Origin of the sequence: Micromonospora sp. DT43, assembly GCF_049841645.1 — a bacterium.
In the GTDB taxonomy this organism is placed as follows: domain Bacteria; phylum Actinomycetota; class Actinomycetes; order Mycobacteriales; family Micromonosporaceae; genus Micromonospora.
In genome coordinates this window covers 172,204-193,342 of the sequence record NZ_JBNCKR010000007.1, presented here as the reverse complement: position 1 = coordinate 193,342, position 21,139 = coordinate 172,204, and the positions used below count along the sequence as shown (strand labels likewise).

Here is a 21,139-nt window from a genome sequence, read left to right as displayed (position 1 = left end):
GCGGCCGGATATCGTCGTCGGGTGAGCCCGTCCAAACCCCCCGAGCGTCGACTGATCGCCTCGAACAAGAAGGCCCGGCACGAGTACACCGTGCTGCGCACGTACGAGGCGGGGATCGTGCTTGTCGGCACCGAGGTGAAGTCGTTGCGCGAGGGGCGGGCGTCGCTGGTGGACGCGTTCGCGCACGAACGCGACGGCGAGATCGTGCTGTACGGACTGCACATCGCCGAGTACAGCTACGGCACGTGGACCAACCACGCGCCGCGCCGCAACCGCAAGCTGCTGCTGCACCGCTCGGAGATCGGCCGGATCCTGGAGAAGGTGCGCGAGGGCGGCGTGACGCTGGTGCCCCTGTCGATGTACTTCGACAACGGCTGGGCCAAGGTCGAGCTGGCCCTGGCCAAGGGCAAGCGCGCGTACGACAAGCGGCAGACCCTCGCCGAGCGCGACGCCAACCGCGAGATTGCCCGGGAGCTGGGCCGTCACCTCAAGGGCCACCCCCGTCGCCCCTGACCGCATCTGCGGCCACGTGACCGTCAGCACGTCGCAGAAGCTAGACGTTGCACTCTTCCCCGCTCGCAGATGCGAGGGCTAGGGTGGCCCGGTGACGATGTTCCGCATCGGCGAGGCCGCCGACCTGCTCGGCGTCAGCGCCGACACGATCCGCCGCTGGGTGGATGCCGGGCGGCTGCCCGCCGGGCGCGACGAGCACGGCCACCGCGTCATCGACGGCGTCGACCTCGCCGCGTTCGCCCGCGCGCAGGCCGCCGACCCGGACGCAGGCGCGGAGTTCTCCTCCGCCCGCAACCGACTGCGCGGCATCGTCGTCGACGTCCGCAAGGACACGGTGATGGCCCAGGTCGACATCCAGGCCGGGCCGTTCCGGGTGGTGTCGCTGATGAGCCGCGAGGCGGTGGACGATCTCGACCTGCGGGTCGGGTCGATGGCCGTCGCCGTGATCAAGTCGACGACTGTGGTGGTGGAGCGGGCCGCGCCCGCCACGCCCACCCGGGCAAGGACCGGCGGATGAGCGGCCGGAGCAGGCTCGCGACGCTGACCGCCGGGGTCGCGACCGCCCTGCTGGCGCTGACCGGCTGCGGCGGGGGCGACACCCCGACGACAGGCGCCGACGGCCGGGTCACCGGCACGGTGACCGTGTTCGCCGCCGCCTCACTCACCGAGTCGTTCACCCGGATCGCCAGGGACTTCGAGGCCACCAACCCGGGCGTCACCGTCACCCTCAACCTCGCCGGCAGTTCCGCCCTGGCCAATCAGATCAACCAGGGCGCCCCGGCGGACGTCTTCGCCTCGGCGGCACCGAAGAACATGGCCACGGTGACCGAGGCGGGCAACGCCGAGGGCACGCCGAGCGTCTTCGCCCGCAACCAACTGGTGATCGCCGTGCCGCGCGGCAATCCGGCGGGCGTGAGAGGGCTGCCCGACCTGGCCCGCCCCGGGGTGCAGGTGGCGCTCTGCGCCGAGCAGGTGCCCTGCGGAGCGGCGGCGCGTACCGCCCTGACCGCGGCCGGCGTCGCGTTGACCCCGGTCACCCTTGAACAGGACGTCCGGGGCGCGCTCGCCAAGGTCAAGCTCGGCGAGGTCGACGCGGCCCTCGTCTACCGCACCGACGCCCGGGCGGCGAGCGCCGACGTGGCCGGTGTCGAGTTTCCCGAGTCGGCGCGGGCGATCAACGACTATCCGATCGTCGCGTTGCGGGACGCGCCGAATCCAGCCGGCGCACGGGCCTTCGTCGCGTACGTCCACTCGGCGCCGGCACAGGCGGTCCTCGCCGGGGCCGGCTTCCAGTCGCCGTGAGCGGTGCTCTTCCCGCCTCCGCGCCGCGCCGACGGGGGCGGGTGCCGGCGGCGCTGCTGATTCCGGCCGGGCTGGGCCTGCTCTTCCTCGTCCTGCCGCTGGCCGGGCTGGTGGTCCGGGCGCCGTGGACGACGTTGCCGCAACGGCTCACCGCGCCGGGGGCGCTGACCGCGCTGCGGCTGTCGGTGCAGACCGCGACCCTGGCAACCCTGTTCTGCCTGCTGCTCGGGGTGCCGCTGGCCTGGCTGCTGGCCCGGGTCGAGTTTCCCGGCCGTCGGCTGGTCCGCGCCCTGGTCACCGTGCCGCTGGTGCTGCCGCCGGTGGTCGGCGGGGTGGCGCTGCTGCTGGTCTTCGGCCGGCGCGGGCTGCTCGGCGGCTGGCTCGACGCCACGTTCGGCGTCACCCTGCCGTTCACGACCGCGGGCGTGGTGCTGGCCGAGGCGTTCGTCGCCATGCCGTTCCTCGTCATCGCCGTGGAGGGTGCCCTGCGTGCCGCCGACCACCGCTACGAGGAGGCCGCCGCGACGCTCGGCGCCGGCCGCTGGACCACCTTCACCCACGTCACGTTGCCCCTGGTGGCACCGGGTCTGGCCGCCGGCGCGGTGCTGTGCTGGGCGCGGGCGCTTGGCGAGTTCGGCGCCACCATCACCTTCGCCGGCAACTATCCCGGGCGTACGCAGACGATGCCGCTGGCCGTCTACCTGGCGTTGGAGACCGACCTGGAGTCCGCGATCGTGCTCAGCCTGGTGCTGCTGATCGTCTCGGTGGGCATCCTGGCCGCGCTGCGGGACCGCTGGATGGCCGGCCCGTGACCGCACCGCTGCTCGACGCCCGGCTCGTCGTCGACCGGGGCGCCTTCCGGTTGGACGTGCCGCTGCGGGTCGCGTCCGGCGAGGTCGTCGCGCTGCTCGGGCCGAACGGTGCCGGCAAGACCACCGCGTTGCGCGGGCTGGCCGGGCTGCATCCGCTCACCGCCGGGCACGTCACCCTCGACGGCGTCGACCTGGATCGGCCGGCGGGCCGGGGCTGGGTGCCCACCGAGCGCCGGCCGATCGGCGTGGTCTTCCAGGACTACCTGCTCTTTCCGCACCTCGACGCGCTGGACAATGTTGCCTTCGGGCCGCGTCGCCACGGCGTCGACAGGCGGGCGGCGCGGGCCACGGCACGCGCCTGGTTGGACCGGGTGGGCCTGGCCGGCCAGGCCCACCGCAGGCCCCGGCAGCTCTCCGGCGGGCAGGCGCAGCGCGTGGCGCTGGCTCGCGCGCTTGCCGTCGGGCCGTCGCTGCTGCTGCTCGACGAGCCGCTCGCCGCCCTGGACGCCCGCACCCGCCTGGACACCCGCGCGGAGCTGCACCGCCACCTGGCCGCCCACCCGGGTGCCACGGTGCTTGTCACCCACGATCCGCTGGACGCCCTGGCGCTGGCCGACCGTCTGGTCATCGTCGAGGGTGGGCGGGTGGTGCAGGAGGGCGACGGGCCGAGCGTCACCGCCCGCCCGCGCACCGACTACGTGGCCCGCCTGGTCGGGTTGAACCTCTATCGGGGCCGGGCAGCGGGCCACGGGGTACGCGTCGCGCCGGAGCTGACCCTCACCGTTGCCGACCGGCTCGACGGGGACGCCTTCGTCGCGTTCCGCCCGGCGGCGGTGGCCCTGCATCCGGCCCGGCCGGACGGGAGCCCTCGCAACACCTGGGCGGGCACAGTGGCCGGCGTGCAGCGACACGGCGACAACGTGCGCGTGCAGGTGGACGGGCCGATCGGCGTGGCCGCCGACGTCACGCCGGCCGCCGCGGCGCACCTGCGCCTGATCCCCGGCCAGCGGGTCTGGGTGGCGGTCAAGGCGACCGAGACCCACGCCTATCCGGCCGCGCCCTGACACCTCCACCGCGCGGTGCCGGCGGCGGCCCTCGACCAGCGGTGGCCAGTCGCTGAGCGGCGGTCAGCCGGTGAGCGGCGGTCAGCCGGTGAGCGGCGGTCAGTCGCTGAGCAGGTCGGCGTGCGCGGCGCGCAGCCGGGACAGGGCCGGATCGCTGCCCGGAACGACGCGGCGGTCCAACTCGGCCCACACCTCGGCCAGCGCCGCGCGGACAGCCCCCAGCTCGGCGGCGTGCCGCTGGCCGCTGCGCCGGTGCTGCTCGTCGAGGCGGCGGGCCCAACCGGCGGTGACCGTGGCGAGCCGGTCGGCGTCGGCGCGGGCCTGCGCGCCACTGCGGGCTGCGGCGGCGGGGACGATCGCGGCGACCGGGCGCGGGTCGCCGTCGCGGGTGACGACTGTGACGGCGTCGGTCAGCTCGGCCAGCGCGACGAGCTGGCTGAACCGGGTGCGCGCCTCACGCAGCGGCACGGAGCGCGGCGGGTCGGTATGCGGGGTGAGCGCGGGGGCGGCCATGAATGCATGGTGCCGCCGGGGTACGACAACTATTCGCCGTCGTCTGTGGACGGTGCGTGCGCCTCCCGCCACTCGTCCGCCAGCACCGACCAGATTTCCAGGTCGATGCGCCCGCGCGGGCTCGGGTAGACCTGGCGCAGCGTGCCGTCGTGGCGCAGGCCGAGCCCGCGGGCCAGGGCGATGCTGCGGGTGTTGGCCGCGTTGGTCCGCCACTCCACGCGCTGGATGCCGCGCTCGCGGACCGCCCAGTCGACGATCCGGCGGATCGCGGGGGCGATCATCCCCCGGCCCTGCGCCGCCGGTTCCAGCCAACAGCCGACTTCGCAGACACCGAGGGTGACGTCGAACGAGACGAACATGACCCCGCCGACAAGGCTGCCGCGCCACCACAGCCCCCAGATGCCGCCGGAGTCGGTAGCCCAGCGGTCGGCGTAGCGCTGCAACACCGCGCGGGCCGACGGCAGGTCGGTGGCGACGAAGGACGGCGACACCCAGGGGCGGATGTGCTCGCGGGCGCGGTCCAGGTGGGCGAGGAACTCCTCGGCCCGCCAGGGGTCCAGCGGGCGCAGCTCGACGTCCTCGGTCAGCGGCAGGGCGAACACCGGGCCTCCCGACGGTTGGGTCCACGACGACGGGTAGCAGGCTCGCACAGGTCCGCCGGCTCGCCCCGGCCGGGTCTCAGGTCGGCAGGTGCGTCCGCAGGGCGGCGAACTGGGCCACGGTCAGGTACGAGGGGTTCGCCGCCTGCGGCTGACGGAACACCTCCAGGGCGGCGAGCCGGTCGTCGGCGCGCAACGCCGGCCGGGGCACCCGGTCCCGTTCGGGAAGGATGGGCAGCTCCAGGGGCACCGACCAGGGCTGTCCCGGTGGCCCCGGCTCGGCCACACCGGTGACGCGCCCGATGCCCCACACCCCGTACGGCAGGCGAGCGCGGCTGCCGCTGGCCCAGAAGACGACCTGCTGCCCGGCGCGCATCAACCGGGCCCGGTAGCCGGGACGTACGCACCAGCTCGTCACCAGCGGCTCGCGGGCGAACCGGGCGGTGAGGTCGACAGTGTCCGCATTGCCCTTGATCAGCCAGGCGCCGAGATCGTCGAGGCGCACCCGTGGCTCGGTCATCGCCTCATCCTGCCCCGCCCGACAGGCACCCAATCAGATGATCATGTGAGTCCAGTAGGTGAGCCAGAGCACGAACAGCGCTCCCTGCACCACGGCGAGCGTCGCCGTCAGCCACACGTCGACACCGGCGTGACGGGCCCAGCGGGCCAGCACCAGCGCCACCGGGAACACGGCGAGCAGGTAACGCAGCAGGCTCTTGTAGACCGCCGGGCCCATCGACAGCGGAACCGCCACCATGAGCACGCCGTAGACCAGATACGGCAGTTCCCGGCGACGGAACCCGGCGACCAGCACGGCCAGCACGATGAGCGCGAAGAGGACTCGTACGGCGTCGCGCGGCTCTCCGGCCAGACCGTCGAGCACCACCGGCACGGGGTTCTGCACCCTGATCCCCCAGCCGACCTCCTGGGCATGCTGGTAGGCGAACCAGTCTCCGCCCCGCCACCGGCAGAACGCCATGAACGTGAACCATCCGGCGGGCAGCAGCAGCAACGGCCAGCCGATCCGCAGGTACCCGAGCAGGGCTCGTGGGCCGAGCCGCCAGTCGTGCTGGCGCAGCAGCACCAGGGCCAGCGGCAGCGCGACGAGCAGCCCGACCGACCGGCTCATCGCCAGGAAGTAGCCGAGCACGCCGACCAGCAGCCAGCGCCGCCGTTCGGCGTAGTAGAACGCGGCCAGCGCGAGGCAGACGAACAGCGACTCGGTGAGCGCGGCCTGGAACAGGAACGCCGTCGGCAGCAGCACCAGGTAACGGGTGAACCGCCGGGCCGCGTCCGCGTCGCCGAGCAGCAGTTCGGCCAGCCGGTAGGCGTACGCGAGGGCCCCCAGGAACGCGACGTTGCTGATCACCAGCAGGGCCAGCGCGTTGTCGCCGCCGAGCAGCGCGCCGACCGGCCGGGCGAGGAAGGGGTAGAGCAGGGGGAACCCGAAGTCCCCCCACGGCTGCCCGGTCAGTGGCAGCTCACTCAGCCGCAGGTAGAGCAGCCCGTCCCAGGCGAACCAGAAGGAGATCCACCGGTGGCCGGAGATCTCCCGCTGCTGCGCCCACATCATCGCCTCGTCCGCCGGCGGCGCGCCCGGGATGCCGTCCCAGGCGTGCAGGACCAGCAGGCCGAGCAGGGTCAGCAGCAGCTTCGCGCCGAGAAAGAGCCCGATGAGGTACGGCCAGGGCGCCGGCACGCGGCGAGCCAGCCGCGTGGCCGCTTCGGCCGCCCCGGCCAGCCGGGCCGCCACCGTCACTCTGACGGGCCGAGCAGCCGTCACCCCGGCGCGCCGGGCAGCCGTCACCCCGGCGGGCCGGGCAGCCGTCACCCCGGCGGGCCGGGCAGCCGTCACCCCGGCGGGCCGGGCAGCCGTCATCGCCGCGTGCCGCCGGCCGTTTCGCCACCGGTGCATCCGCCCCGCTCCCCCGGTTCGCCGACCCACCCGCCGCATCGGGGTGCCGCTCCCTCTCGTTGTACGCCCCGGTGGGCCCGCCGGAGCGAAACGACACGGCCAACAGGCGATATCCCCGACATGACGGGTATGCGCCGCCCCTCAACCGGGAGAAGGTACGGCGGCATGAGCGAGCAGCACGGCACGGTGGTCATCGGCGCGGGGCCGGCGGGCCTCACGGCGGCGTACGAGCTGCTCCGGCACGGCCTGCCGGTCCGGGTCTTCGAGGCCGACGAGGTGGTCGGCGGGATCAGCCGGACCGTCGAGCGCGACGGGTGGCGCTTCGACATCGGCGGGCACCGGTTCTTCACGAAGGTGCCCCGGGTGGAGGCGTTCTGGCACGAGATCCTGCCGGACGAGGACTTTCTGACCCGCCCCCGGATGAGCCGGATCTTCTACCGCGGCGCGCTGTTCAACTACCCGCTGAACGCGGCGAACGCCCTGCGCAACCTGGGACTGCCCGAGGCGGTGCGCTGCCTGGGCTCGTACGCCCGGGCCCGACTGCGCCCGCCGAAGGACCAGTCGCACTTCGAGGGGTGGGTGTCGGCCCGGTTCGGCTGGCGGCTGTACTCGATCTTCTTCAAGACGTACACCGAGAAGGTCTGGGGCATGCCCGCGGACCGGTTGCAGGCCGACTGGGCGGCGCAGCGGATCAAGAACCTGTCGCTGGCCACGGCCATCCGCAACGCGGTGCTGCCCCGACGCCGTCGCACCGACGTGACAAGCCTGATCGAGGAGTTCCAGTACCCCAAGTACGGGCCGGGGATGATGTGGGAACGCTGCGCCGAGCAGGTGCGCCAACGCGGCGGGGCGGTGTCCACAGGCACCTGGGTGACCGCTGTGCACCGCGACCCGAGACGACGACGGGCGATAAGCGTGACGCTCAACGGCGCGGGCGGGCAGCGCACCGAGCCGGCCGACGACGTGATCTCCTCGATGCCGATCTCGGAGCTTGTCGCCGCGCTGCGCCCGCCGGCGCCCCCGGAGGTGCTGGCCTGCGCCGCCGACCTGCGCTACCGCGACTTCCTGACCGTCGCCCTGGTGGTGCCGGCCGAGTTCTCGTTCCCGGACAACTGGATCTACGTGCACGACCCGGCGGTGCGGGTGGGCCGGATCCAGAACTTCGGCTCCTGGTCGCCGTACCTCGTCAAGGACGGCCGCACCTGCCTGGGCCTGGAGTACTTCGTGTTCGAGGACGACGAGATGTGGCGTACCCCGGATGCCGGCCTCGTGGCCCTGGCCACCGGGGAGCTGGAGCGGTTGGGGTTGGTCCGGCCCGGCGTGGTAAAGGCCGGCCACGTGGTGCGGATGCCCAAGGCATACCCGGTGTACGACGAGCGCTACCAGCACAACGTGGCGGTGATCCGGGCCTGGCTGGCCGAGGCCGTGCCAAACGTGCACCCGGTGGGGCGCAACGGCATGCACCGCTACAACAACCAGGACCACTCGATGCTGACCGCGATGCTGACTGTCGAGAACATCGCCACCGGCAGTACGCACGACGTGTGGTCGGTGAACGTCGAGCAGGACTACCACGAGCAGTCGACCGGGGACGATCGACGAGGCACGGGCCGCGACGCGCCGGTGCTGCCCCGCCGGATCATCACCGCCCCGATCGCCGCTCGGGAGGGCGTCCACGCAGCCGGCGACGGCGGCCGATCCACGAGGGCGCCACTGGTGTGAGGGGATGGCGTTCACCGGCGTCAGTGGGCCTGCGAGCCTTCCTGCCCTGCGGATCGGGCAGGATGACGGTGTGCTGAACCCCGTCACCCTCCGGTCGATCCAGCCCGATGACAAGTCCCTCGTGGAGCGGCTGTGGCAGCTGTACCGACACGACCTGTCCGAGTTCCGCGACAGTCTGCCGGACGATACGGGTCTGTTCACCCTGGGCCGCCTTCCGACCTACCTCAACGACCCGAACACCTCTGGCTACCTCATCTGCCGGGGCAGCCGGCCCGTGGGCTTCACCTTCGTCTCCGGCGTGGAGATCCAGCCGTTGTGTGTCGCCGAGTTCTTCGTCGTGCGAGCCGTGCGCCGCTCGGGCGTGGGTCGACTCGCCGCCCGGCAACTCTTCACAGCGCACCCGGGCGCCTGGGAGATTCCCTTCCAGGAGGAGAACCCCGGCGCCGCCCGCTTCTGGCGTCGACTCGCCGCCGAGCTCTGCCCGACGGGCCACCGCGAGGAACGGCGTGCCGTTCCCGGCAAGCCGCACATCCCCGCGGACACGTGGCTACTGCTGGACGACGTCGAGGTGCCCGATCACGCTGAGTCCCCGGACCCGGCCGAGCTCCGGCATCAGATCGGGCCGCTGGTGTAGATCTCCGTGCTGCTCTCGTTGCCGATGAACGGGTTGTTGACGGCCCACAGCAGGCCGTCGTCGTACTCCGGCACGTCGAAGTTGCACAGGACCCAGCCGGCGTCCGCTCCGCTGTTGTTGATGCACTGACGACTCCAGTCCGGTCCCTGGATCGTGCCGGCGGCGGGCGCGCCGTTCGCCTTGGTGTCCTTCACCCAGACCCGGTCCCCGTACGCGGCGAAGCACGCCTTCGCGCCGGTCGTCGACACGCACCAGACGTCAATGCCGTTCGCGGCCGGCGGCGATCCGCTCGGCGTGCCCGTGGCCGCCGACGCCGCCGAGGCGGTTCCGACCAGAACGAGGGCCACAGTCGTCGGCACCATGATCAACGCGCCGGCCCGGCGCATCGTCTTCGTCTTCATCCGCATCCGCGTCAACTCCCCGGCCTTCATCATGATCGTCATTCCGCTGCAGGACCGTAGCAGCCCGGCTACTACGCAACGAGCCCGATGTGGATGGATACCATCCCCCCGTGATCGAGGATTTGATCAGGCGTGCTGCCGCCGAGGACGACGACGCGATCGAGGAGTTGTCCGCGATCGCGGACACCGACCCCCGCAGGCTGGCCCCGCATCTGGGTCTCCTGCTCGACCTCGACGTGTTGTGTCCGGCGAAGTTGTACCGTGCTGCGGACGCCGACCTGGTGCGCCGGGTCATCGAGCAGATCGACAGCGGTCGGACACCCGACGAGCTGAACGACCTGCTCATGATCCTGGCGCACAGTGCCCACCCGTCCGCCGAGAGCGCCATGCGCCGCTGGTCGACGCAGCCTCCGGCCGGCTCGGAAGAGCTGCACGTCAACGCGCTCGGCTACGCCCACGAGGGCGGCTGGGCGGTCGGCTCGGACGGCCGGCGACGAGACCTGTGCGGCGACACCGCGTACCGGTGGGTCATGCGCGAAACGGCGCCCGGCGCGGACCGGCCCACGTGCCCGTGGTGCGCCTCGCCGCTGTGGGTCGCCGCGGACCTCGACACCACGGATGCCGCCATCGCCGCCGCGCTGGCCCACACCGGCTGGTCGGGGCGGTTGGTGATCGAGACCTGCCACTTCTGCGCCTGTTTCACGACGCTGTACAGCCACGTCACTCCGGCCGGTGGCAGCACCTGGTGGGCCGGCAACACCCGCCCGGACTATCTCCCGGACGATGACGAACCGGAGGACCCGCCGGCGCTGACGCCGGTGCTCGGGCAGGCGTTGGCGAGCCCGTATCAGGTAAGCGCCTGGGACCGGGGTGGATCGACGCTGGGCGGCCGGCCCGAGTGGATCCAGGATGCCGAGCACGCCGACTGCCCCGGTTGCGGCGATCCGATGGACTACGTGGGTCTGATCGCCGGCGCGGACCTGGACGACTACGGCGAGGGCGCCTACTACCTGCACCTGCACCAGCCGTGCGGGTTCGCGGCGGTGAACTACCAGCAGAGCTGATTCCCCGCCAGTGTTCCACTCGCGCGATCCGGGATTGGCCGAGCAGTCTGGCTCCTGTCGTCGGGCAGCGCGGCCGGACGGTGGCTGTCACTTCAGGTGGGCGGCGAGCGGGATGTTCTGCGCCCTGAGGGCGGTGGCGATCAGGCCGGCGATCTGTCTGGCGCCGGCGGCCTCGAAGTGGGTGTGGTCGTTGCAGAAGAACGCACCGACCGCGCCCGTCGAGTAGTCACCGTTGTTCGGGCACAGCCTGAGCGTGTTGTAGAGCGCCACGCTCTTCGCGTGCAGGTCGATGACCGGGACGCCGTTGGCGGCCGCAGCAGCCGTCGTCTCGGCGACGAAACCGCGGTTGCCGACGGCGGTGCTGCCGCTGCACGTGATTGCCGCGACGGGGGTGACGAAGATCGGCTTCACACCCCTGGCCTTGGCTGCCGTCGCCATGACGCCGAGCAGCTCCTTGAAGCGGTTGATGCCGACGTGTCGCGGGCAGGCCGAGTCACCGTCGTTGATGCCGAACTGGATGATCAGATAGTCACCGGGCTTGAAGCCGCTGCTGGTGTCCAGCATCGCCGACCACCGCGCGCTGTAGGCGGTCGAGCTGAGCGTGCACTCGCCTGCCGAGTTCTTGGCGGATGTCACGTTGCCCTCGTACAGCCACGTCTGGATGCTGCGACCGCCGACGGCGCTGTTCTGCACGGTGACGTTCGACGTGAAGTAGGACGCGATCTGGCTGCCCCAGCCGATCGGGCAGGTGCTGGCGTTCATCATCGTGGAATCACCTGCCATCCACACCCTGATCGGCGCGGGCGTCGGCGACGTGGAAGGCGTCACCGGCGGTGTGCTGGGTCCAGTGCAGGGCGTCGGGTCCGGCGTCGGGTTTGACGTTGGCGTTGACGTCGGCGACGGGGTTGGCGTCGGCCCGGTGGGGGTCACTGCCGGTGGGCCGGCACAGGTGGTGCCGTTGAACGAGAACGACGACGGCACCGGGTTGCTGCCGCTCCATGAGCCGGTGAAGCCGAAGCTGACCGATGCGCCAGAGCCGACGGCACCGTTGTAGCTCACGTTGGTGGCGGTCACCGCCGTGCCGGTGACCGTGACGGCTGCGTTCCACGCCTGCGTCACGCCCTGCCCCGGGGAGAGACTCCAACCCAGGGCCCAACTGGTCACCGGGTTACCGAGGTTGGTGACGACGACATCGGCTCCGAACCCGCCGGTCCACTGGCTGGTGATCCGGTAGGCGACACCGCACGCCGGGGTGGCGGCCTGCGCGGTGGCGATGCCGAACCCGCTGGCCACGACGGTCAGGGCCGTTGCCGCCAGGACCACGAGACGCGATCGGCGAACCATCATCGGGTTGCTCCTGCCTTGATCGGAGACGCTCACCATCACGTGGCGGCGCACGGGGAGCCGTTGAGGGCGAAACCGTTCGCTCCGCCGAGCGGGCTGTCGGTGACAAATCCGAAGCTTGTCGAACCGGCGGCCGGGATCACCGCGTTCCAGGAGGCGTTCACCGCGGTGGCCGCCGCGCCGGACTGGGTGACTGTGGCATTCCAGGACTGCGTGATCCGCTGACTGCCGGGCAGCGTCCAGGTCAGTGTCCAACCGTTGACCGGGACGGTGGAGGTGTTGCTGAGCGTCACGTCGAACTGGGCACCCGTACCCCAGTCACCGGTCTTGCGGTAGGTGACCGCACAGCCCTCGCCCGCCGGAGTGGTCGGCGCGGGAGTCGTCGGCGCGGGAGCCGTCGGCGCGGGAGTCGTCGGCGCGGGAGTCGTCGGGGGCGGCGTCGTCGGGGGCGGCGTCGTCGGGGGCGGCGTCGTCGGGGGCGGCGTCGTGGTCAGCGCTGCACTGAGGATCGGGGCCAGCCTGTCCGTGATGGCCTGGTGGCCCGCGTCGTTCGGGTGCACCGAGTCGCTCAGGCCGCCGGACGGCAGCCAGCCGGTGGTGTCCACGTAGAACACGTTGGCGTCACCAGCGGCGTTGCGTGCCCGCACCGCCGCCTCCGTCTCGGTCCCGTAGCGACCGATGAACGTCCGCATTGCGAAGAGCTTCGCGTTCGGAAACCTGGCCCGGATCTTCGTGAGGAAGGTGGTGTACGTCGCCTGGAAGGCCGCTGCGCTCACGCCGTGGCTCTTGTCGTTGGTCCCCAGGTTGATCACCACGCCGTCGGCCGTGTAGCGGGAGAAGTCCCACTGGTCGGTGCCGACCTGGCCACCGGAGGACATCCAGTAGCGCGTCGTCTGCGCCCAGCATCCATCGGTCGTCTCGGCCAGACACATGCCACCGATCGCGATCTGGGTGTGGTCGTAGCCGAGCCTCTCACCGACCTTGAAGGCATAGTCCGTCACGGCGAGCTGACTGCTCGTGGCGCCCGCGGTGATCGAGTCACCGACGAACTCGACAAGCTTGGGGCGGGCCGGCGGCTTGAACGTGCTCGCGCCCGAATCCAGGGTGAGCCCCTGGAAGACAGCGTCGCCGGTGTAGGAGCCGGCCACCTGCCGGTAACTGACGATCAACGTGTGGTTGCCGGCCGCCAACGCGGTCGGTGTCAGGTTGATCGTGCCGGAGCCGGTGAAGGACGTGAACGCCCTGCCGTCGATGCTGGCCCACAGCTGGATGGTGTTGCGCTGCCGGAGCTTCACCGTTCTGCCGGTGAACCCGACCCGCAGGTACGCGCCGGCCCAGTACGGCACGTACGCCGAGGAGTTCGCCTTGTTCCACCGGCCGACGAAGCTGATGTTCGAGTCGGCAGGCGTGCCGTCACCGACCGCGGCCTCGGCGCTGAGGACCGGTAGACCTGCGGCGAGCACCCCGGCGGCGACGGCGATGAGGGCCGCGGTACGCAGGGAACGGATCTTCGTCATCGGATGGGGTTCCAGCCGTCGTTACCCGCCAGATAGGCGGTGGGTGTGTACTGGGTGGCGGTGGAGGCGCTCATCTGGGGCCGGTTGGCGTTGATGACGGCGCCGGCGCCGGTGCTGCCGTACTCGGCGAACCGGGCGGTCCTCCACGAGAAGCCGGACATGTCGGTCCAGGGGTCGGTGCGGATGTGTGCGCCCATCGTGACGCCCCGGTAGAGGACCTGACCGCGGGCGTTGACGTCGCCGCTGGGGTGCCAGGGCCGGCCCAGATAGACGGTCCTGGCGGGGGCGTTGCTGGTAAGCGTGGTTCCCCAGAACAGGAAGCCGAACTTGTTGTTGATGTCGGTGGCCGCGGCGGTGATGTAGCCGTTGTTCGACGACGAGCCCCGGGTGAGCGAGTGCACGGTGCCGTTCTGGAAGACCATGGTGCCCCGCCCGAAGACGAAGTCGACGTCACCCTCCACGTAGGAGTTACGGACGTAGAGACGCCGGACCGAGCTGACACTCGGTGCGTTGACCAGCAGCGTGTCCTGGTTGCCGAGGATGCGGACGTTGTCGAACTGCACCCGGTCGCCGGAGGTGTTGACGGCGACTGCCTGCTCGGCGTCGAGGGTGTTGGCGGCCTCGTTGAAGTCGTTCGACATGGTCAGATTGCTGATCGTGGTGTCGTTGGCGTTGACGAAGACCGAGGCGCTGCCGGACGTGCCGTACGTGCCGCCACCGGGCTTGGTCTGGCCGGACGCGTGCCCTTCGACGATCACCACCTGTGCGGCGGAGCCGCCGGCGCCGGCCAACGTGAGGTGGGGCTTGTTGGCGGGAATGGTGACCACGCCCCGGTAGGTGCCGGGTTTGATGGTGATGGTGACCGGAACACTGTTGTTCGCCGCGACGCTGTCGATCGCCGCCTGCACTGTCGTGTAGGTGCCGCTGCCGTCGGCGGCCACGGTGATGGTGGCGGACGCGGACGCGGCGGAGGTCATCGGGACTGCGGCGGCGAGAGCGCACACGGTCACCACCGCGACCGAGCGCACGCCAAGGATCCTGCCGGATGTGGTCATGAGCGTTCTCCGATCCACCGGGCGTCCGCCGAAGATCATGCCGACCGGAAGACGACGACGTTAAGTTAACGTTAACATCGACGATCTAAAATATAAAGCACTCATTCGACCTGCACATCTCTCCCGGATGCGACGGGCTCGGTGGCCGACGATGGTGTCCGCCCGGGCAGCAGGAGGGGGGTGGCGAGCAGGAGCACGCCGGAGATGGTGATCGCCGCGAGAGGGCTGGTGACTGTCGCGAGGACGCCCCAGATCACCACAAGCGCGGCCTGGACGAGCCTGCCTACGGCACTCCACGTGCTCAGGACACGGGCGGTGTGGCCCAGCGGGATGCGGTGCAGTCGTTCGGTCGCGTAGATCGGGTTGAAGACACCCACGCAGGTGATCAGCAGGCCCTCGACGACGATCACGGTGACGAGGCCGGGAGTGCCGGGCTGGACGAACGCGAGACCGAGGGGGAAGAGCGAGCGCAGCCATCCGGAGACCATCATGACCCGGTGCCGGCCGTGGCGGGCCGCCAGGTGCGCGGACACGCGGGCGCCCACCAGGCCGCCGAGCGCCGGAACGCCGAAGGCGAGACCGTACTGCCAGGCCGGGAAGTGGTACTGGTCCAGCAGGAGGACGGCCAGCAGCGGCGCGGTGGCCATGATGAGGCCGCCGACCAGGATCGAGTTGAGGAACAGCCCCCGCAGGACGCGGTCGTGGAGGATGAACCGCCAGCCGACCAGCAGGTCGGCGGCACGCAGCCGGCCGGCCCGGGGTGACGCGACGTCGCCGCCACGGATGCGCAGGACCGCGAGCGCCGACAGCAGGTAGCTGAGGGCGTCGGCCGCGACGGTGACGACCGGGCCGAGCAGCCCGACGAGCGCGCCGCCGAGGGGTGGGCCCACCGCGGTCGCCGTCCAGGTCGTGGCCTCGAACCGCCCGTTCGCCACCAGCAGGTGATCGCCACGGACCAGATACTTGAGGTACGCGCCGGTCGCGGCGGTGAAGGCGATGCTCGCGGTCCCGGAGATGACCGAGACGACAAGCAACTGACCGTAGGACAGCAGACCGAGGGCGTACGCGAGCGGGACACTCGCCATGGCCACGAACCGGACCAGGTCCATGGCGACAAGCACCGGCCGCTTCGCCCGGTGCTCGACCCACGGCCCGAGCGAGAACGCCACGACCGCCGCGACGGCGGGCCCGGCCGCCGCCAGGATCGACACGGCGAACGCCGGCGAGTGCAGCACGCGAACCGCCATCAGCGGGAACGCGCCGAAGGCGAACCACGTGCCGTACGTGCTGACGGCGTAGGCCGACCACAGCCAACCGAAGCTGGACCCCAACCGCGCGCGCATCCGCCCCCCTCGTGGCAACCGACGTTCGGGTCCGGGCAGCACACCAGCGCCGGCGACCTGGGCGCAAACAACCGACGCTCGGGCGTGTCACAACCACCGGTTGTACGGTGGAGAATGGTCGGGTGGATACCGAGGCGGTGCGATCGTTCGTCCGGGCGGCCGAGTTCGGCCAGTTGCAGCTCGCTGCCGAGGAGCTGGGCGTGACGCAGCAGGCCGTGTCGAAGCGGATCGCGGCTCTCGAGCGCGCGCTCGACGTGCGGTTGTTCACGCGTACTCCCCGAGGGGTCGAGCTCACGCCCGACGGCCAGGCGTTCCTCCCGCACGCCCGGGGCGTCGTGGCCGGGGTGGACCGCGCCCTCGCCGCGATCAGACCGGGCTCTCGGGCCCTGCGGATCGACGTTCTCGGCCTGCGGTCCGCGCAGGCAGTCGTCCTGCACGACTACTGGCGGTCACATCCGGAGAGCCCGCTCGACGTGGTGACCCTGCGGGTCGACGACCCGCGCGCGGCGGTCGCCGCCGTCCAGGCCGGCGACGTCGACGCCTCGTTCCGCTCGGTCACCGACCCGGCCACGCTGCCGCGCGACGTGCGGATGATCCACGCGTTCGACTCCCCGTCGGAACTCCTCGTCGGCCCGCGACACCCACTCGCCTCCGCGCGAACCCTGACACCGGCCCAGCTGCGCGGGCACCGGATCTGGGTGCCGGGCATCGCACCAGGCAGCGAGTGGGCGGACTTCTACGACCAACTCGTCACAAACTTCGACCTGCGCGTCGACGCCGCGGGCCCGCACTTCGGCGACGAGGTGCTCCTCGACATCCTGGCGGACTCCGCCGACGTGGCAACCCTGGTCGGCTCACGCGACAGGTACGTCTGGCCGACGCACCACGACCTGCGTCGCATCCCGATCGTGGAGCCGACGCTCGCGTACCCGCTCTCGCTCATCCTGCCGCGAGCGAACCCGCACCCGGGGTTGCGGGCGGTCATCGACCACTGCGCGAGCCTGGCGCCGCTGCCCGCGACGACCTGGCGACCGTCCTGGGCGCCGACGCGGTGAACCGGCGCGCTGGCAGATCCGGTGCCGGTCGGTGTGGACTCCGCCCACTGCCTAGCTGCGACAATGCGCGTTCGGGCCCACGCAGCGGGGCTCGTCTCGGTGGCGGCGACAAAAGATCTTCCGGGGCCGTGTCGATACGCCGGCCGCCCGTTCGACAGGTGGGTGCGCGGGTCGAGAGGCGGCCCGGCCGGATGAGGAGAACGCGATGTCGACGTACATGCTGATCATGCGAGGCACCGACGAGTCGAACGCCGCCATGATGGCCTCGATCGACGAGGCGATGGCCACGACCCGCACGTTCATCGAGGAGATGGTGAAGGCCGGCGTCCTCCTCGCGGCCGAGGGGCTTGACGATCCGGCCCGGGGCGTCGTTGTCGACTTCGGCGGCGAGGTCCCGGTGGTCACGGACGGGCCGTACGGCGAGACCAAGGAACTGTTCGGGGGCTACTTCCTGCTCGATGTCGCCTCGAAGGAGGAGGCGGTCGAGTGGGCCAGGAGGTTCCCGGCGGTCCGCGGATCCAAGATCGAGGTCCGCCGGGTCGCCGGGGCCGACGAGGTCCCGGGCGACGGTCGGCCCTGATGGGCACGGCCGACGTCGAGGCCGTCTGGCGGATCGAGTCGGCGCGGATCGTCGCCGCGCTGACCCGGTTCACAGGCGATTTCGGGCTGGCCGAGGACGCCGCCCAGGAGGCGGTGGCCGAGGCGCTGGTGTCGTGGCGGCGTGCCGTGCCGGACAATCCGGCCGGTTGGTTGATGGCCACGGCCCGACGGCGGGCCATCGACGCGATCCGCCGCCGAAGCGCGCTCCGGGAGCGGTACGCCCTGCTGGCGGTGGACGCGGCGGTCGACTCGGCGGTCGGTTGGGCGGCGGGCTCGGTGCTCGACGAGGACATCGACCCCGACCGGATCGACGACGACGTGTTGGCGCTGATGTTCGTGAGCTGCCACCCGGTGCTCTCCCCCGAGGCCCGGGTGGCGCTGACCCTGCGCGTGGTCGCCGGCCTGTCCAGCGAGGAGATCGCCCGCGCGTTCCTCGTGCCCGTGCCGACGGTGCAGGCCCGCATCACCCGCGCCAAGAAGACCATCGCGGCGGCCCAGGTGCCGTTCGAGCTGCCACCGGCCGCCGAGCGTCGGGAACGGCTGGCAGGCGTGCTCAGCGTCCTGTACGTGATCTTCACCGAGGGGTCGACGGCCACGTCGGGCGACCGGTTGGTCCGCCCCGACGTCGCGTACGAGGCGATCCGGCTTGCCCGTACGCTTGCCGCGCTCGCGCCGGACGAGCCGGAGGCGCACGGTCTGCTCGCGTTGTGCGAGCTGACGGCCGCGCGCTTCCCTGCCCGGACCGGCCCGGACGGCTCGCCGGTCCTGCTGGAGGACCAGGACCGGCGGCGATGGGACATCTCCGCGATCCGTCGCGGGCTGGCCGCGCTGGGCAGGGCGGCGTCGACACGCGGGCTCGGCCCCTACGGCCTGCAGGCCGCGATCGCCGCCACCCACGCGTCGGCGCCGTCGGTCGAGGCGACCGACTGGGACCGGATCGTCGTGCTCTACGAGGCGCTCGGCCGGGTCGCGCCCTCCCCGGTCGTCGACCTCAACCGGGCCGTCGCCGTGGCCATGGCCTCGGGCCCGGCGCCGGCTCTGGCCATCGTGGACGAGCTGATCGCCGCGAACCGGCTCCCCGGATCCCACCTGGTCCCGACCGTACGCGGCGAACTGCTGGCCCGGCTCGGACGGCGACCGGAGGCGCGCGCCGAGCTGGAGCTGGCCGCCCGACTGTGCGCCAACCAGCCCGAACGCTCGGTGCTCCTGCGCAAGGCGGCCACGCTGGGTTGACGTTATATTGACACTTTTCGTTACGGCGGTGATAGTAACTGCGTACCGCTCCCATCGGATCGCCTGTGGGGACCCCGCCGGGTGGTCGACGCGTTCGCCTCGACCTGGCCCGTGGCCTGCGCTGACCCCTGCGGTCACAGCGCGAACGACCAGCCGCCACCGCCGCCGCAGGGAGCCCCCGTGACATCCGTTGGAGGGTGCATGAGAAGGAGATCGAAGATCTACGCCGGGCTGGTGGCAGTCGTCGTCCCGGTCGCCTCGGTGATCATGGCGCTCGGCGCGACGCCGGCTGATGCCGCCGTCGGCGGTTCCGGACCCTATCCGGCCGACTACGAGACCTCTGCCAGCCTGGCCAACCACACCATCTTCCGGCCGCAGACGCTCCCGTCCGAGCGCCTGCCCATCGTCGTCTGGGGCAACGGCGGGTGCTCGGCCAACGGTCTGTCCCAGGGTAATTTCCTGCGCGAGATCGCCTCGCACGGCTTCCTGGCCATCGCCAACGGCGCCCCGAACGGGTCCGGCTCCACCACCTCCCAGATGCTCACCCAGTCCATCGACTGGGCCGTCGCGGAGAACTCCCGGCAGGGCAGCAAGTACTTCAACAAGCTCGACACGACAAAGCTCGCCGTCGCGGGCTTCTCCTGCGGAGGGCTGGAGGCGTACGCGGTCTCCGGTGACCCGCGCGTCACCACGACAGGCATCTTCAGCAGCGGCCTGCTGAACGACGCCGACGACTACCAGCTCAGGAGGCTGACCAAGCCGATCGCCTACTTCGTCGGCGGGCCCAGCGACATCGCCTACCCGAACGCCATCGACGACTGGGGCAAACTGCCGGCCGGGCTGCCCGCCTTCATGGGCAACCTCAACGTCGGCCACGGCGGCACCTACGACCAGCCCAACGGCGGCGAGTTCGGCCGCGTCGCGGTGCTCTACCTCAAGTGGCGCCTCAAGGGTGACACCACGGCTGGCGCGAACTTCGTCGGCTCGAACTGCGGGCTGTGCCACAGCCAGTGGACCGTCCAACAGAAGAACCTGACGCTCGACGACGGCACCCCGCCCACCACGCCACCACCCACCACTCCCCCGCCGACCACGCCACCACCCACGACGCCGCCGCCGACCACACCCCCGCCGACCACGCCTCCGCCCAGCGGCACCCCGGCCTGCACCGCGGTCTATGCCGTGCAGGACCAGTGGAACGGCGGATTCGTCGCCACCGTGACCGTCACCGCGGGAACCTCCGCGCTCACCGGCTGGCGGGTCACCCTCACCCTGCCGAGCGGGGCGTCGGTCAGCTCGCTGTGGAACGGCGTCGCCAGCGGTAGCAGCGGCACCATCACCGTCGCCAACCAGAGCTACAACGGACGACTGGCGGCGGGCCAGACCACGAGTTTCGGGTTCCAGGGCACCGGCAACGGCAGCGGCACCACCGCCACCTGCACCGGCAGCTGACACCAGCTCGGCGGGCCGCCGCCTCCGCGCCGGCCCGCCGAGATCCACTCGGCTTCCAGGAAGTCGGGGTGTCCGCTGACCGGGGATAGACCGGTTTCACGGAAGCCGAGTGGATCACGCGGCGGAGGCTGCCACCCGCCAGCGGGGCTGGCACGCACTCAGGAGGGCTTCGGGGCCTGGTAAGGCGGGGCCACACCCCAACCCCAACGCGGTACGGGCGCCTGCCGGACCGGGTCCGCGTCCGGCTGCGAATTGTGTACGGCCAGCCGGGTGCCCCACTCGAGGTAGCTCGTGAAGGCGGCCCGGAACTCCGGATCGTCGGGCAGGCAGACCTCGTCGGCGGCGTCCATCATCAGGTTGACCCACCGTCGACGCTGCGCCTCGCTGATCGCCCTGCCCAGGTGCTTGCCGACCATGTGGCGGTAGCCACCGCGACCGGTGGTGTAGGCAGCCGGCCCCCCGAAGACCTCGGCGAGCCAGACCGCCACGTACCGGGCGTGGTCGGGATCCATGCGGGCGAACATCGGGGCGAGGAGGTCGTCCGAGCGGACCAGACGATAGAACGCGTCGCACAGCTTCGTGAACGCGTCGGCGCCACCGGCCCACTCGTACAGGCTCGGCGGGGCGGCGCCACCGGGGCCAGCGACCGAGGTTCGGGCGTAGTGCCGCATCTCCTCGATGTCCTCGACGTACGGCCTGATCGCGGCGAAGAACTGCCCGAACACCGGGCCGCCCCGGAGCCCCTGCAGGTGCCCGTCGACCGAAGTCCAGGTGATGCGCAGCATGTGACAGGCGGTGTCGTCCAGGCAACGGCTCAACTCGTAGTCCACGCATTCCGGCGCCGCCCGCAGCGCGGCAGCGGCCCGCTCGTACGCCGCCTCGAACCCCTCCAGCCGCGCCGGCGGCACGCGGTACCTGATGTACTCGATGACCATGGGTACAGCCCAACACCCGCGGCGACGATGATCAAGTACGCACCATCTGGTGCGTACCATTCGGTG

General features: G+C 71.6%; 22 protein-coding genes. 12 read left to right on the top strand and 10 right to left on the bottom strand.

What is annotated here, in order from left to right; genetic code table 11:
• Positions 1–21: 21 nt before the first annotated feature.
• The 5 genes from smpB (at position 22) to ACLQ26_RS19005 (ending at position 3,691) form a co-directional block, all read left to right on the top strand.
• Positions 22–513, top strand: coding sequence for an SsrA-binding protein SmpB (gene smpB / locus ACLQ26_RS19025; RefSeq protein ID WP_266243180.1), 492 nt, complete (start codon positions 22–24; stop codon positions 511–513).
• Between the two features lie 91 nt (positions 514–604).
• Positions 605–1,030 (top strand): TOBE domain-containing protein, encoded by a 426-nt coding sequence (locus tag ACLQ26_RS19020; protein WP_363681724.1) that lies wholly within the window; start codon positions 605–607, stop codon positions 1,028–1,030.
• The gene (modA, locus tag ACLQ26_RS19015) at positions 1,027–1,815 is read left to right on the top strand and encodes a molybdate ABC transporter substrate-binding protein (protein WP_425745678.1); all 789 of its coding nucleotides are present in this window, start codon (positions 1,027–1,029) and stop codon (positions 1,813–1,815) included. The genes ACLQ26_RS19020 and modA overlap by 4 nt, the downstream gene beginning before the upstream one ends.
• Positions 1,812–2,627 carry an ABC transporter permease gene (locus ACLQ26_RS19010; RefSeq protein ID WP_425745677.1) on the top strand — a complete coding sequence of 272 codons (816 nt, stop codon included), beginning with the start codon at positions 1,812–1,814 and terminating at the stop codon, positions 2,625–2,627. The genes modA and ACLQ26_RS19010 overlap by 4 nt, the downstream gene beginning before the upstream one ends.
• Positions 2,624–3,691, top strand: a complete 1,068-nt coding sequence (locus ACLQ26_RS19005; RefSeq protein ID WP_425745676.1) for an ABC transporter ATP-binding protein — start codon at positions 2,624–2,626, stop codon at positions 3,689–3,691. Before ACLQ26_RS19010 ends, ACLQ26_RS19005 begins: the two co-directional genes overlap by 4 nt.
• A 99-nt stretch (positions 3,692–3,790) precedes the next feature.
• Here the strand turns inward: ACLQ26_RS19005 and ACLQ26_RS19000 are convergent, their stop codons facing one another.
• From ACLQ26_RS19000 to ACLQ26_RS18985, 4 genes are all read right to left on the bottom strand, one after another.
• A complete protein-coding gene (locus ACLQ26_RS19000; protein ID WP_425745675.1) occupies positions 3,791–4,204 on the bottom strand; it encodes a type II toxin-antitoxin system Phd/YefM family antitoxin in 414 nt (137 codons plus the stop codon).
• Positions 4,205–4,233: 29 nt separating this feature from the next.
• On the bottom strand, positions 4,234–4,806 hold the full coding sequence (locus ACLQ26_RS18995; protein ID WP_425745674.1) for a GNAT family N-acetyltransferase: 573 nt from the start codon (positions 4,804–4,806) through the stop codon (positions 4,234–4,236).
• 76 nt (positions 4,807–4,882) lie between these two features.
• Positions 4,883–5,323: a hypothetical protein gene (locus tag ACLQ26_RS18990; RefSeq protein WP_425745673.1), complete on the bottom strand. Its 441-nt coding sequence runs from the start codon at positions 5,321–5,323 to the stop codon at positions 4,883–4,885.
• 33 nt (positions 5,324–5,356) lie between these two features.
• Positions 5,357–6,718, bottom strand: coding sequence for a hypothetical protein (locus ACLQ26_RS18985; RefSeq protein WP_425745672.1), 1,362 nt, complete (start codon positions 6,716–6,718; stop codon positions 5,357–5,359).
• A 165-nt stretch (positions 6,719–6,883) separates the two neighbouring features.
• Between ACLQ26_RS18985 and ACLQ26_RS18980 the strand changes: the two genes are divergently transcribed.
• Together ACLQ26_RS18980 and ACLQ26_RS18975 are read left to right on the top strand one after the other, a co-directional pair.
• On the top strand, positions 6,884–8,440 hold the full coding sequence (locus tag ACLQ26_RS18980) for an NAD(P)/FAD-dependent oxidoreductase (RefSeq protein WP_425745671.1): 1,557 nt from the start codon (positions 6,884–6,886) through the stop codon (positions 8,438–8,440).
• Between the two features lie 70 nt (positions 8,441–8,510).
• Positions 8,511–9,074, top strand: coding sequence for a GNAT family N-acetyltransferase (locus tag ACLQ26_RS18975; RefSeq protein ID WP_425745670.1), 564 nt, complete (start codon positions 8,511–8,513; stop codon positions 9,072–9,074).
• Here the strand turns inward: ACLQ26_RS18975 and ACLQ26_RS18970 are convergent.
• Positions 9,053–9,517 carry a hypothetical protein gene (locus ACLQ26_RS18970; protein ID WP_425745669.1) on the bottom strand — a complete coding sequence of 155 codons (465 nt, stop codon included), beginning with the start codon at positions 9,515–9,517 and terminating at the stop codon, positions 9,053–9,055. The two genes, ACLQ26_RS18975 and ACLQ26_RS18970, sit on opposite strands and share 22 nt — an antisense overlap.
• A gap of 68 nt (positions 9,518–9,585) precedes the next feature.
• Here ACLQ26_RS18970 and ACLQ26_RS18965 point away from each other — a divergent pair, with 68 nt between their 5' ends.
• On the top strand, positions 9,586–10,539 hold the full coding sequence (locus ACLQ26_RS18965; RefSeq protein WP_425745668.1) for a hypothetical protein: 954 nt from the start codon (positions 9,586–9,588) through the stop codon (positions 10,537–10,539).
• 87 nt (positions 10,540–10,626) lie between these two features.
• On the opposite strand, the gene ACLQ26_RS18960 is transcribed toward ACLQ26_RS18965, so the two are convergent.
• The 4 genes from ACLQ26_RS18960 to ACLQ26_RS18945 form a co-directional block, all read right to left on the bottom strand.
• A complete protein-coding gene (locus ACLQ26_RS18960; protein WP_425745667.1) occupies positions 10,627–11,886 on the bottom strand; it encodes a cellulose binding domain-containing protein in 1,260 nt (419 codons plus the stop codon).
• Between the two features lie 35 nt (positions 11,887–11,921).
• The gene (locus ACLQ26_RS18955; RefSeq protein ID WP_425745666.1) at positions 11,922–13,400 is read right to left on the bottom strand and encodes a cellulose binding domain-containing protein; all 1,479 of its coding nucleotides are present in this window, start codon (positions 13,398–13,400) and stop codon (positions 11,922–11,924) included.
• Complete coding sequence (locus ACLQ26_RS18950) at positions 13,397–14,428, bottom strand: pectinesterase family protein (protein ID WP_425745665.1); 1,032 nt, start codon at positions 14,426–14,428, stop codon at positions 13,397–13,399. The genes ACLQ26_RS18955 and ACLQ26_RS18950 overlap by 4 nt, the downstream gene beginning before the upstream one ends.
• Positions 14,429–14,556: 128 nt before the next feature.
• Entirely contained in the window at positions 14,557–15,798 is a 1,242-nt protein-coding gene (locus ACLQ26_RS18945) for an MFS transporter (protein ID WP_425745664.1), read from the bottom strand.
• A 122-nt stretch (positions 15,799–15,920) separates the two neighbouring features.
• On the opposite strand from ACLQ26_RS18945, the gene ACLQ26_RS18940 reads away from it, so the two are divergent.
• The 4 genes from ACLQ26_RS18940 to ACLQ26_RS18925 all read left to right on the top strand — a co-directional run bounded on the left by ACLQ26_RS18940 (position 15,921) and on the right by ACLQ26_RS18925 (position 20,138).
• Positions 15,921–16,853, top strand: coding sequence for a LysR family transcriptional regulator (locus ACLQ26_RS18940; RefSeq protein ID WP_425745663.1), 933 nt, complete (start codon positions 15,921–15,923; stop codon positions 16,851–16,853).
• Positions 16,854–17,058: 205 nt separating this feature from the next.
• Positions 17,059–17,433 carry a YciI family protein gene (locus tag ACLQ26_RS18935; protein ID WP_425745662.1) on the top strand — a complete coding sequence of 125 codons (375 nt, stop codon included), beginning with the start codon at positions 17,059–17,061 and terminating at the stop codon, positions 17,431–17,433.
• On the top strand, positions 17,433–18,686 hold the full coding sequence (locus tag ACLQ26_RS18930; protein WP_425745661.1) for an RNA polymerase sigma factor: 1,254 nt from the start codon (positions 17,433–17,435) through the stop codon (positions 18,684–18,686). The genes ACLQ26_RS18935 and ACLQ26_RS18930 overlap by 1 nt, the downstream gene beginning before the upstream one ends.
• Positions 18,687–18,887: 201 nt before the next feature.
• Entirely contained in the window at positions 18,888–20,138 is a 1,251-nt protein-coding gene (locus ACLQ26_RS18925; RefSeq protein WP_425745660.1) for a cellulose binding domain-containing protein, read from the top strand.
• 158 nt (positions 20,139–20,296) lie between these two features.
• On the opposite strand, the gene ACLQ26_RS18920 is transcribed toward ACLQ26_RS18925, so the two are convergent.
• Positions 20,297–21,073, bottom strand: a complete 777-nt coding sequence (locus ACLQ26_RS18920; protein WP_425745659.1) for a group II truncated hemoglobin — start codon at positions 21,071–21,073, stop codon at positions 20,297–20,299.
• Positions 21,074–21,139: the final 66 nt, after the last annotated feature.

Bases quoted from the DNA above. Each gene is read 5' to 3' on its own strand.
- ACLQ26_RS18935 (WP_425745662.1), top strand. From the start codon at position 17,059: ATGTCGACGTACATGCTGATCATGCGAGGCACCGACGAGTCGAACGCC.
- ACLQ26_RS18930 (WP_425745661.1), top strand. From the start codon at position 17,433: ATGGGCACGGCCGACGTCGAGGCCGTCTGGCGGATCGAGTCGGCGCGG.
- ACLQ26_RS18925 (WP_425745660.1), top strand. From the start codon at position 18,888: ATGAGAAGGAGATCGAAGATCTACGCCGGGCTGGTGGCAGTCGTCGTC.
- ACLQ26_RS18985 (WP_425745672.1), bottom strand. From the start codon at position 6,718: ATGCACCGGTGGCGAAACGGCCGGCGGCACGCGGCGATGACGGCTGCC.
- modA (WP_425745678.1), top strand. From the start codon at position 1,027: ATGAGCGGCCGGAGCAGGCTCGCGACGCTGACCGCCGGGGTCGCGACC.
- ACLQ26_RS18990 (WP_425745673.1), bottom strand. From the start codon at position 5,323: ATGACCGAGCCACGGGTGCGCCTCGACGATCTCGGCGCCTGGCTGATC.
- ACLQ26_RS18960 (WP_425745667.1), bottom strand. From the start codon at position 11,886: ATGATGGTTCGCCGATCGCGTCTCGTGGTCCTGGCGGCAACGGCCCTG.
- ACLQ26_RS18970 (WP_425745669.1), bottom strand. From the start codon at position 9,517: ATGACGATCATGATGAAGGCCGGGGAGTTGACGCGGATGCGGATGAAG.
- ACLQ26_RS19000 (WP_425745675.1), bottom strand. From the start codon at position 4,204: ATGGCCGCCCCCGCGCTCACCCCGCATACCGACCCGCCGCGCTCCGTG.
- ACLQ26_RS18920 (WP_425745659.1), bottom strand. From the start codon at position 21,073: ATGGTCATCGAGTACATCAGGTACCGCGTGCCGCCGGCGCGGCTGGAG.
- ACLQ26_RS18980 (WP_425745671.1), top strand. From the start codon at position 6,884: ATGAGCGAGCAGCACGGCACGGTGGTCATCGGCGCGGGGCCGGCGGGC.
- ACLQ26_RS18955 (WP_425745666.1), bottom strand. From the start codon at position 13,400: ATGACGAAGATCCGTTCCCTGCGTACCGCGGCCCTCATCGCCGTCGCC.
- ACLQ26_RS18945 (WP_425745664.1), bottom strand. From the start codon at position 15,798: ATGCGCGCGCGGTTGGGGTCCAGCTTCGGTTGGCTGTGGTCGGCCTAC.